The sequence below is a fragment of the Williamsia sp. genome (assembly GCF_036566845.1).
Lineage (GTDB): Bacteria > Actinomycetota > Actinomycetes > Mycobacteriales > Mycobacteriaceae > Williamsia.
The window spans coordinates 1-9,945 of record NZ_DATCVM010000023.1 but is presented as its reverse complement, the minus strand read 5'-3'; the positions used below and the strand labels follow the sequence as shown (position 1 = coordinate 9,945).

Below are 9,945 nucleotides of genomic sequence, written 5' to 3'. Positions count from 1 at the left end.
ACTTCGGAACTGAACGCCTCGGTTACCCTGCAACCGTCCGGAAACACCTCTGAGCTGGCCAGCGCACTACGTCTGACGGTGCGCGAGAGTGCAGTATGCGATGGCAGTGGCGTCGTCCCTGCCGGATGGCCCAGCGACGGTGTCCTCTCCAGTGCCGGGGGTGCCACACCCATCACACTCGAAGGTGACAGCACACCTCGAGAGTTCTGCTTCTACGTCGAACTTCCGACGAACACGCCACCTCTGACCACAGATGCCACAGGTCCGGTGCTCTGGGAGTTCCAGGCAACCAGCGTCGCGCCCTGATGCGGCATCCGCAATTGTGCGGGTGCGGGCGCGTCGTGACCCGATGTGCTCGCACTGGCATTGACAACTGGGTCGGTCGGCATGACTTCGATTGATCACGATCTCTCCGAGCAAACGAACGTTTCTCGCCGATCCCGCGGAAGCAGGATTGGTGATTGGCTTCTGAACACACTTGCTGTCTGTGGTGTCGTCTGCATCGTGGTTGTCCTTTGCGCAGTCTTCTTCAATATCTCGCTGATCATGTTCAAAACAGGTTCGATGTCCCCGGCCATCCCCGCTGGTTCCTTGGCCGTCGTTCGAGAGCTTCCGGCCAATTCGGTGGCGGTTGGAGATGTCGTGACAATTGATCGCAAAGATCAGCTTCCCGTCACACATCGGGTGGTCGAAACGTCGCCAGGGGATGCGGGGACGACGTTGCTCGAATTGCGTGGCGATGCGAACAATTTCGACGATCCGGGCGGATATCAGGTAACCACGGTGCGAAAAGTACTGTGGTCGGCCCCTGGCCTCGCTCATGGCGTGGTGTGGCTTTCAAATCCATACGTACTCGGATCCATCACCATCAGCGCAGCTCTGCTTGTGTTATGGGCATTCTGGCCGAGAAAGCGGGAGGAAGCAGCACAAACAACGGCTGACATGAACCCGGAATCATGAACAGCAGCAGGGGCACAAAAGTGACGATTGCGGCGATCGGGGCACTCATGGTGCTCGGTGTCGTCGCCCAGACCACAGGCGTATTGGCGGCGTGGTCGAGGTCGGTATGGGCGCAGTCCTCCTTCAAAGGCTCGGCCGCAATCGAAGGCTATGCCCGGGGTGTGGCGGGCACACTCGACAACAGTGTTGCGGCCACTGCCGAGCGCACGCATCTGAATCCGGGTACCACCACGACCCCATGGGGTGGCTACAACATCACTTCTGGCGTATTTCACGCCCAGGCAAGCGGTCAGTCGACGGTCACCTTCCATCCCGTCAACGGCGGCGCGGCGTCGGCATCCACGCGTGACCTGCTTGTCAGAACCTCCGGGACGTGGGTCCGCGCCCAGACCACGGGAACCATCACCACGTCGGTGGCATGCACGCCCACCGCCGCGCCGAGCGTTGTGGCGCCGCAGGGCGGGACGGTAAATGTCGGTGGACAAACCATCGCGGTTCCCGGACCCAACGCTTCAACCCCTTTTGACATCGCCGTTCCTGGCATCGGAACCTACCGAATGCGTGGCGAACTGACCTACACCCAGTCGATCGGTAGCCGGTCGGCATCGTCGACGCTCGCCTTGCACCTCAGGGAAATCACCCCGTTCGGTACGACGCTCTGGGATATGCAGACCACCCTTGTGCAGGCTCAATGTGGACTGGCTTCGCCCGCAGCGAACCGCAATGCACCCTCGGCGCTGACTGTGGAGGGCGAGCGCGGCGCGGCGGATGTCACGTCGATCGAATCCACGGAGCCGACCACTGCGACGGCTGTACCAAACCCGTCGGAATCCGACCATCCAGTCGGACCGACCAGTGCGACCACATCGACGGGTACCGGTAGCGTCGGCCCCGATGGGTCGACCATCTCGACACCTTCGGCCTCGCCGGCCCCCATACCTTCGGCCTCGCCGGCCCCCATCGACGACCCTGGGGATGAGCACACCGGACCGGACGCGACCGTTGATGACCCAGTGCTGCCGATTCCCACCGAACCGATCGCCACCGCTGCGCTTCCCGTGGTCGTCGGCTCCGACTTCGACGTCGTTGCCACGGACGGAACCATAGTGGCGCGCGCACGGATTGACCAGATCGAAAGCATCTCGGCAACCGACGGCGCCGTGAATGTTTCGATGCTGATGGCGATCACCACCACTGAGGTGACCGGCGACGAGCGACTCACGGGGGTCAGGGACGCGGACTTCAGCGTGGTCGGAGCAGACAGTGCAGTTGTGCGCGGCGACGCAGGCATCAGACCAACGCTGCCTGCGACGTTCGAGCCGGCACAGGACTATTCCGGATGGATTACTGTCGCGACAAGCAGCTCCGGCGACGCGATCACGTGGCGGCCTCCCGGTACCGCCGGTTGGGTCATCGCTCTACCAGAGGCCCAGCCACCGCCGGCAGTCCCGAATGCTCCTGTCACGCCGCCCGCTGTTCCCGAATCGGACCCCGCGGTCGATCAACCGTCCACTCCTCCTTCGCTCGCTGATTCGCCGCTGGTGGACGAACCCGATCTGGAGCCTTCCGCCCCCGGCAGTTGAAACCGGTCCCTACGCGTGTCATCTCTGGCCCAGGGGCCGGTTGTGCGGTTCCACTTCTCCCGGTCGTGAACGGTGACGGACGGAGCGTCTTCCCGGAACTTCTCGATCTCGACCCGAACGATCTGCCCGGTGCAGGCCTGCGACAACCGGGACGTGCCGACGTCGGGGGTCAGCACATTCGGGTTCCCGTGCACGCATGAAGCGACATCGGGTGCGCTGTAGTCGAACCAGGCGCCGGTGGACAGCTGGGCGATATGGGGTGCGACGCTGCTGTCGATGACCGCGCCGGCCAGCAACTGTCCGGTCTCGCTGCGGACCAGGACCAGATCGCCGTCGGAGATGGATCGAGAAGCCGCATCGTCGGGGTGGAGTCGAATCGGCTCGCGCCCTTGAACTTTTGATCCGACGCTGAACGCGCCGTGGTCGAGTTGGCTGTGCAGGCGTGTTTTCGGATTGTTGGCGATCAGGCACAGCGGGTACTGACCGGAACCGACTCCATCGGCTTCCGGCGGTGCGAGCCAGGTCGGGTGCGGCGGGCAGTCGTCGTACTCGAAGCCGGCAATAGTGTCCGAGACGATCTCGATGCGGCCGCTCGGCGTGTGGAGTGGGTGGGCCGCGGGGTCGCTCCGAAACTCTTGGTACAGATCAGATGTGGCGACCCGGCCCGTGAGTTCCAGGCGACCTTTCTCCCAGAACTCGGCGAAGGTCTCGCGCGGGCTGTGCTCGCGGGGAGCGGACCTGCGCCAGTCCTCGTACATCTTCTCGAGCCAGCCCCATTCATCGAGATTCTCTGTGAAGTCGTCGTGGACTCCGAGCCGTTTGCTCAGTTGGGCGAGAATCGCGTAGTCGCTCTTCGCCTCACCGAGCGGTTCGGTGACCTGCCGCATGGCGACCATCGTCGGGTCGTACCGCCCGCAGCCGATGTCGTTGCGTTCGAAGGTGGTGGTCACCGGGAACACGATGTCGGCGTGACGTGCGGTCGCAGTCCAGAACGGCTCGTGGACGATGACAGTGTCGGGCCGTGCGAACGCCTGTCGCAGCCGGACCAGATCTTGATGGTGATGGAACGGATTGCCGCCGGCCCAATAGACGAGCTTGGTGTCGGGGTAGACCTCGGTGCGACCGTTGAACTCGTAGCTCTCGCCGGGATGGAGCAGCATGTCGGCAATACGGGCCACCGGGATCGACTCGCGTACCGGGTTGGCGCCCTGAAAGAACGTGGGCAGCGAGTAGGGGAGTTTGGCCGCGCCCATACCGCCGGTCGAACCGTAGCCGTGTCCGAAACCGCCTCCGGGAAGCCCGATCTGGCCGAGGAACGCGGCGAGGGCGATGGACGCCCACAGCGGTTGCTCGCCGTAGGTGGCGCGTTGCAGCGACCACGATGTCGTGACCATCGTGCGCCCGGCCGCCATCCGCCTCGCCAGCGTGGTGATCGTGTCGGGGGCCACCCCGCAGATCTGGGCTGCCCAGCGTGGATCCTTCACGACGCCGTCGGGTCCGCCGCGGAGATAGTCGGCAAACCGCTCGAAGCCCACGCAGTAGCGGTCGAGAAAGTCTCTGTTGCACAGGTTCTCGTCGAGCAGTACCCAGCACAGCGCCAGCATCAGGGCGGTGTCCGTGGCCGGGGTGATCGCGATCCACTCGTCGTTCGATGTCAGCTCGAGGTCGTCGGCGAGTGGCCCGATCAACACGAATCGGGCGCCATTGCCCTGGGCGGTCTCGATGGCGCCACGAACGATGTGCTTGCTGACACCGCCGCCGTTGACTTGGGAGTTCTTGGCGGGCATGCCGCCGAAACAGACAAACAGGTCGGTGTTGTCGCTCATCACCTCCCACGTCGTCGGCGAATAGATCGGTGCATCATCGCCGACAACATGAGGGAGCAGCACCTCCGACGCGCCGTGGCTGTAGGTGTGCCGCGACCGGGTGTAACCGCCGATGCAATTGAGAAAGCGATGTAATTGGCTCTGCGCGTGGTGGAATCGGCCGGCGCTGGCCCACCCGTACGAACCGCCGAAGATCGCCGCATTCCCGAAGGTGCTGCGGACGCGCTCCAACTCCCGAGCCGCGAGATCGAGAGCATGATCCCACGTCACTTCGACGAACTCGTCGTCACCGCGGGCATTCCCGGCGCCGGGACCGTCTGTCAGCCACTGGCGGCGCACATACGGGTGCAGGATCCGGGCGCCGGTGTCGAGCGCCCCCGGGATGTTCCCCAGCAGGGGCGAGGGGTCGGGGTCGGCGGCGTCGGGGGTGACACTCAGGCCATCGGTATCGACGGAGGCCGTGAACACGCCCCAGTGCGAACTGTTGACGAATCCTTCGACAGGCATGTACCTCAGTGTTGCAGTTGTCGTGTCTGGAAGCATCGGTGCCATGACACCGCGCTACCGGATCGGACTCATCAACGGCGACGGGATCGGCCCCGAAGTGGTGCCGGCAGCCGGACGAATCGTGGACGTCGCGCTGACCTGCGCCGGCCGCTCCGTCGAATGGGTACCCCTGGACATCGGTCGTAGCGCCATCGACTCCGTCGGCGATGCGATCCCCGAACAAACCCTCTCCGCACTGGATGACCTCGACATGTGGATCCTGGGACCCCACGACTCCGCCGGCTATCCGCCCGAGCATCGGACCGGCCTGGCACCGGGGCAGTGATCCGCAAACGCTTCGATCTGTACGCCAACATCCGCCCCGCGGTGGCCTATGCCGGGATACCCGCGGTGAGCCCGCAGATGGATTTGATCATCGTGCGCGAAAACAGCGAGGGTCTGTACGCCGACCGGAACATGGCGCGGGGGACCGGTGAGTTCATGCCGACACCCGACGTCGCCCTGGCGGTCGGCCTGATCACACGCCCGGCCACCGAACGAATTGCGGTGTCGGCGTTCGAGCTTGCGATGACGCGGCGCAAGCAGGTGACGATCGTGCACAAGGCCAACGTGCTGACGATGACAACCGGATTGTTCCGGGACGTCTGCCGGGAGGTCGGTGAGAGCTATCCGCAGGTGCAGATCACCGAGCAACATGTGGACGCCATGGCCGCACATCTCGTGCGGCGCGGGCATGAATTCGATGTGGTGGTCACCGAAAACCTCTTCGGCGACATCCTGTCCGACCTCGCCGCCGAACTCGCGGGCTCACTGGGGTCGGCGGCGTCGGTGAACAGTTCCGCCACCAAGGTGATGGCCCAAGCCGCCCACGGCGCGGCGCCGGACATCGCCGGGCAGAACATCGCGAATCCGCTGGGGATCATCGGATCGGCCGCGATGATGCTGGATCGGCAGGCGGTTCGGACCGGCGACAACAACCTCGCCGTCGCCGCCACCCGGATTCGCGATGCCGTCGGAACGACCCTGGCGAAGGGCATCGCTACACGCGACCTCGGTGGTCAGGCCACCACCACCGAATTCGCCGACGCGGTCGTCGCCGCTCTGTAGCCGCGCCTCAGGTATTCGGGTCGGGCTTTCGGCAGCAAAATATGGCGGTGCCCGGGAAGTGTTGTCCGCGAAGCGGACTCCACTGTCCCCATTCCCGGTCGAAGCCTTCGGGCCACTCCGGTTCGATGAGGTCATCGAGGATCAGCCCGGCCGCGCGGATCTCGCGGATCCGGTCACCGACGGTGCGGTGATGCTCGACATAGGACACCGTCCCGTCGGTCTCGGTTTCCACATATGGGGTGCGGTCGAAGTAGGAGAGCATCACGGTCAGGCCGGCCGGCCCCGGATCGTCGGGGAACATCCACCGCATCGGATGGTTCACCGAGAAAACCCACCGACCGCCGGGCTTCAGCACACGTGCCACCTCGGTCATCACGGCAGCGGAATCGGCGACGAACGGCACCGCGCCGAACGCTGAACAAACCAGGTCGAACACGCCGCTGCGGAAGGGGAGTTGTTCGGCGCCCGCCTGCACCAGCGGGGGCTGTGGTCCACCGCCGGCCATCGCGATCTGGCCCCGGCGCAGCATCTGCCGCGACAGATCGAGGCCCACCGCGTGGGCGCCGTTCGCAGTGAGCCAACGGCTGCACGGTGCCGACCCACAGCCGATCTCGAGAACGGTCTTTCCGGCGATGTCGCCGAGCAGGTGGACGTCCTCTTCACGGAGACCCTCGGGGCACCAGACGAAGTCGCCGGACTCACTGCCGGCCCCGAGGAACTCACCGTGAGTGCGGTGATACTCCTCGGCATCGGAATCCCACCAGGACCGGTTCGCGCGCTCGCTGGTCACCGAATCGATCTCGCCGAGTGGTCGGCGCGGTGGTGGTGGCTGGCCGGGGGAGGTCATGAGAGTCTTCCCGGGATCGATGCGATCGAATTGGGCACGGTGTCAGTCAATCAGACGACTCACATGCACAGGGTGTACAACTCACGGCACTCGCCCTGACCGACCCCGACACATTGGTCGATCGCCGCCTGAACCACTTGGGACCGGGTGGAAGCGACGGACCAGCCCGTCGGACCCCAGCCACTGGGCAGCGTGCCGACAGCAACCGAACCACATTCACCGGTTTTCAGGCTGACATAGCCGCAATATGCGTCCCCGGGCCAGCCGGCACTCCATATCTCCTGGTTGCATTCGTTGACGGCTTCCTCCTTCGCCAGGTAGCCGTCGGTGTAGCCGGAGCGGTAGGTGGCCCCGCCCGCGCCGTTGTACGCGATCCCGCCGTACAGGATCGGGGCCGGCGTGGGGGCGGTGGTGTAGGTCGAGCCGGCTGACGGTTGGTCGGAGGCCCCGGACTCGCTGCCGGATTCGTTGCTGCCGGTCGGCGACCCGGAAGGATCCGAAACGGTCGGCGGATCCGAGCTCCCGGCGCTGAACATCTGCGGGTTCTTGCCGTCGCCATCGTTGTCGGCGTTCGCCACAATGGCGATGATCACCGCCGCGATCACTGCCGGCATCGCGATGGTCAACAGCACGATGACCAGCGCTCGTCCCGAACTCACGGCTCCCCCGTCTCCGTGGTTGCCCGGGCTGTGGAAGCCTTGGCCGTAGTGGTTCCCGTTCACAGTGCCCCCGTGGTCTCATGTGTGGTGTCCGGATCCGGCCCGGTCGAGGGGCCGCTTCATCGGCGCCGCCCCGGCCCGGTCGTGTTGCAGGATAGTTTGCGGAGGGTTGTCGGCGGGCTCGCCAGGGGGGTGTATTTGCCCAGGCCATCGGGCCTGGCGTATCCTCGACCACGCGCGTGCCTGTGCTCGCGCGGTTCTTCATGTGGATCACTTCACGGTGATCCATTTTGATCCAGCAGTAACCGCAATATCTGTCCCTACAACCCAACCTGTCCGGAGCCATCTAACATATGTCGTCCACGACCATCACCTCACCGCAAGTAGCCATTAACGATATTGGCTCGGCTGAGGATTTTCTTGCCGCTATTGATGCAACTATCAAGTACTTCAATGATGGCGACATCGTCGAGGGCACCATCGTCAAAGTCGATCGTGACGAAGTGCTGCTCGACATCGGTTACAAGACCGAGGGAGTGATCCCGTCCCGTGAACTGTCCATCAAGCACGACGTCGACCCCAGCGAGGTTGTCAGCGTCGGCGACGCGGTGGAAGCACTGGTCCTCACCAAGGAGGACAAAGAGGGTCGGTTGATCCTGTCCAAGAAGCGCGCACAGTACGAGCGGGCGTGGGGCACCATCGAAGAGCTCAAGGAGAAGGACGAGGCCGTCAAGGGCACCGTCATCGAGGTCGTCAAGGGCGGCCTGATCCTGGACATCGGCCTGCGTGGATTCCTCCCCGCATCGCTGGTGGAGATGCGTCGCGTGCGCGATCTGCAGCCGTACATCGGCAAGGAGATCGAAGCCAAGATCATCGAGCTGGACAAGAACCGGAACAACGTCGTCCTCTCGCGTCGTGCATGGCTCGAGCAGACCCAGTCCGAGGTGCGTAGCGAGTTCCTGCACCAGTTGCAGAAGGGCCAGGTCCGCAAGGGCGTCGTGTCCTCGATCGTCAACTTCGGTGCATTCGTCGATCTCGGTGGAGTCGACGGCCTGGTTCACGTTTCCGAGCTGTCTTGGAAGCACATCGATCACCCGTCCGAGGTTGTCGCCGTCGGCGACGAGGTCACCGTCGAGGTTCTCGACGTCGATCTGGACCGCGAGCGCGTGTCGCTGTCGCTCAAGGCGACGCAGGAAGATCCGTGGCGCCAGTTCGCTCGTACCCACGCCATCGGCCAGATCGTTCCCGGCAAGGTCACCAAGCTGGTTCCGTTCGGTGCATTCGTGCGGGTCGAAGAGGGCATCGAAGGCCTCGTCCACATCTCGGAGCTGGCCGAGCGCCACGTCGAGGTGCCGGATCAGGTTGTCGCCGTCGGTGACGACGCGATGGTCAAGGTCATCGACATCGACCTCGAGCGTCGCCGGATCTCGCTGAGCCTCAAGCAGGCCAACGAGGACTACACCGAAGAGTTCGACCCCTCGAAGTACGGCATGGCCGACAGCTACGACGAGCAGGGCAACTACATCTTCCCCGAGGGCTTCGATCCCGAGACCAACGAATGGCTCGAGGGCTTCGACAAGCAGCGGGAAGCGTGGGAGTCGCGCTACGCCGAGGCCGAGCGTCGTCACAAGATGCACACCACTCAGATGGAGAAGTTCGCCGCTGCCGCCGAGGCCGCTGCCAACGCACCGTCCGAGTACTCGTCGGATTCGGCTGACAAGGGTGGTGACGAGGCCGCAACCGCATCCTCTTCGTCGTCTTCGTCGTCCGCTCCGAAGAGCGGTGGCTCGCTGGCCAGCGACGAGCAGCTTGCTGCTCTGCGCGAAAAGCTTTCGGGCAACGCCTGATAGAGCACTAGATCAAACCCGCCCCCGGCCTTCTGGCCGGGGGCGGGTTTGTCTTTGGTCGGGTCACCGCCGAGCGATGCACATATTGCGTTTTGACAATGATTGTCAATAGTGACGATCATTCGGAAGTGAAAATTACTCGTGCACTCCCACTTATCTCGTTGCTCTGCGCCGGTGGCCTGCTGGTCGCCTGCGGAACCGGCAGCAACACAACAAGTTCGGAAAGCTCCGATAGCGCAGTGTCCGACACCGACCCCGTCGAACAGTCATCGGCCACCGAGCGGCTGGCATTCACCCACGACGACGGCATCGTGATCGTCGACGCGGACAGCCTCGAACCGGTCGAAGAGATCGCGACCGAAGGATTCATCCGCCTCAACCCGGCCGGCGACGGGCGCCACGTGTTCGTCTCGCGGTCGAACGGATTCACCGTGCTCGACATGGGCACGTGGACGCGTCAGCACGGAGATCACGGCCACTACTACACAGCGCCGCCGGCGATGACCGCATTGACGTTCGGTGGTAGCGAGCCGGGACACGTTGTGCCGCACGATGATCGGATCACGCTCTTCTCCGATGGCACCGGCGGGATCGACGTCGTTGCACCCG

Annotated in this window: 7 protein-coding genes and 2 pseudogenes; 6 read left to right on the top strand and 3 right to left on the bottom strand. The window is 64.2% G+C overall.

Annotation, left to right across the window (positions count from 1 at the left end; translation table 11 throughout):
- The 3 genes from VIQ49_RS01355 to VIQ49_RS01345 all read left to right on the top strand — a co-directional run.
- On the top strand, positions 1 to 306 hold a 306-nt coding region (locus VIQ49_RS01355), incomplete at its 5' end, for a hypothetical protein (RefSeq protein WP_331880070.1).
- Between the two features lie 81 nt (positions 307 to 387).
- Positions 388 to 960: a signal peptidase I gene (locus VIQ49_RS01350; RefSeq protein ID WP_331880069.1), complete on the top strand. Its 573-nt coding sequence runs from the start codon at positions 388 to 390 to the stop codon at positions 958 to 960.
- Positions 957 to 2,543, top strand: coding sequence for a hypothetical protein (locus VIQ49_RS01345; protein ID WP_331880068.1), 1,587 nt, complete (start codon positions 957 to 959; stop codon positions 2,541 to 2,543). The genes VIQ49_RS01350 and VIQ49_RS01345 overlap by 4 nt, the downstream gene beginning before the upstream one ends.
- On the opposite strand, the gene VIQ49_RS01340 is transcribed toward VIQ49_RS01345, so the two are convergent.
- Positions 2,462 to 4,876, bottom strand: coding sequence for a molybdopterin-dependent oxidoreductase (locus VIQ49_RS01340; protein ID WP_331880067.1), 2,415 nt, complete (start codon positions 4,874 to 4,876; stop codon positions 2,462 to 2,464). The two genes, VIQ49_RS01345 and VIQ49_RS01340, sit on opposite strands and share 82 nt — an antisense overlap.
- Positions 4,877 to 4,919: 43 nt before the next feature.
- On the opposite strand from VIQ49_RS01340, the pseudogene VIQ49_RS01335 reads away from it, so the two are divergent.
- Positions 4,920 to 5,983, top strand: a pseudogene (locus VIQ49_RS01335) (isocitrate/isopropylmalate dehydrogenase family protein).
- Between the two features lie 7 nt (positions 5,984 to 5,990).
- Here the strand turns inward: VIQ49_RS01335 and VIQ49_RS01330 are convergent.
- Positions 5,991 to 6,830, bottom strand: coding sequence for a class I SAM-dependent methyltransferase (locus VIQ49_RS01330; RefSeq protein ID WP_331880066.1), 840 nt, complete (start codon positions 6,828 to 6,830; stop codon positions 5,991 to 5,993).
- 59 nt (positions 6,831 to 6,889) lie between these two features.
- Complete coding sequence (locus VIQ49_RS01325) at positions 6,890 to 7,489, bottom strand: DUF4189 domain-containing protein (RefSeq protein ID WP_331880065.1); 600 nt, start codon at positions 7,487 to 7,489, stop codon at positions 6,890 to 6,892.
- Positions 7,490 to 7,842: 353 nt separating this feature from the next.
- On the opposite strand from VIQ49_RS01325, the gene rpsA reads away from it, so the two are divergent.
- Entirely contained in the window at positions 7,843 to 9,336 is a 1,494-nt protein-coding gene (rpsA, locus tag VIQ49_RS01320; RefSeq protein WP_331880064.1) for a 30S ribosomal protein S1, read from the top strand.
- Positions 9,337 to 9,464: 128 nt separating this feature from the next.
- A pseudogene (locus tag VIQ49_RS01315) lies at positions 9,465 to 9,945 on the top strand (hypothetical protein); the annotation flags it as partial.

Excerpts from the sequence above, each read along its gene's own strand:
- VIQ49_RS01350 (WP_331880069.1), top strand. The coding sequence starts at position 388 with ATGACTTCGATTGATCACGATCTCTCCGAGCAAACGAACGTTTCTCGC.
- VIQ49_RS01345 (WP_331880068.1), top strand. The coding sequence starts at position 957 with ATGAACAGCAGCAGGGGCACAAAAGTGACGATTGCGGCGATCGGGGCA.
- VIQ49_RS01340 (WP_331880067.1), bottom strand. The coding sequence starts at position 4,876 with ATGCCTGTCGAAGGATTCGTCAACAGTTCGCACTGGGGCGTGTTCACG.
- VIQ49_RS01330 (WP_331880066.1), bottom strand. The coding sequence starts at position 6,830 with ATGACCTCCCCCGGCCAGCCACCACCACCGCGCCGACCACTCGGCGAG.
- rpsA (WP_331880064.1), top strand. The coding sequence starts at position 7,843 with ATGTCGTCCACGACCATCACCTCACCGCAAGTAGCCATTAACGATATT.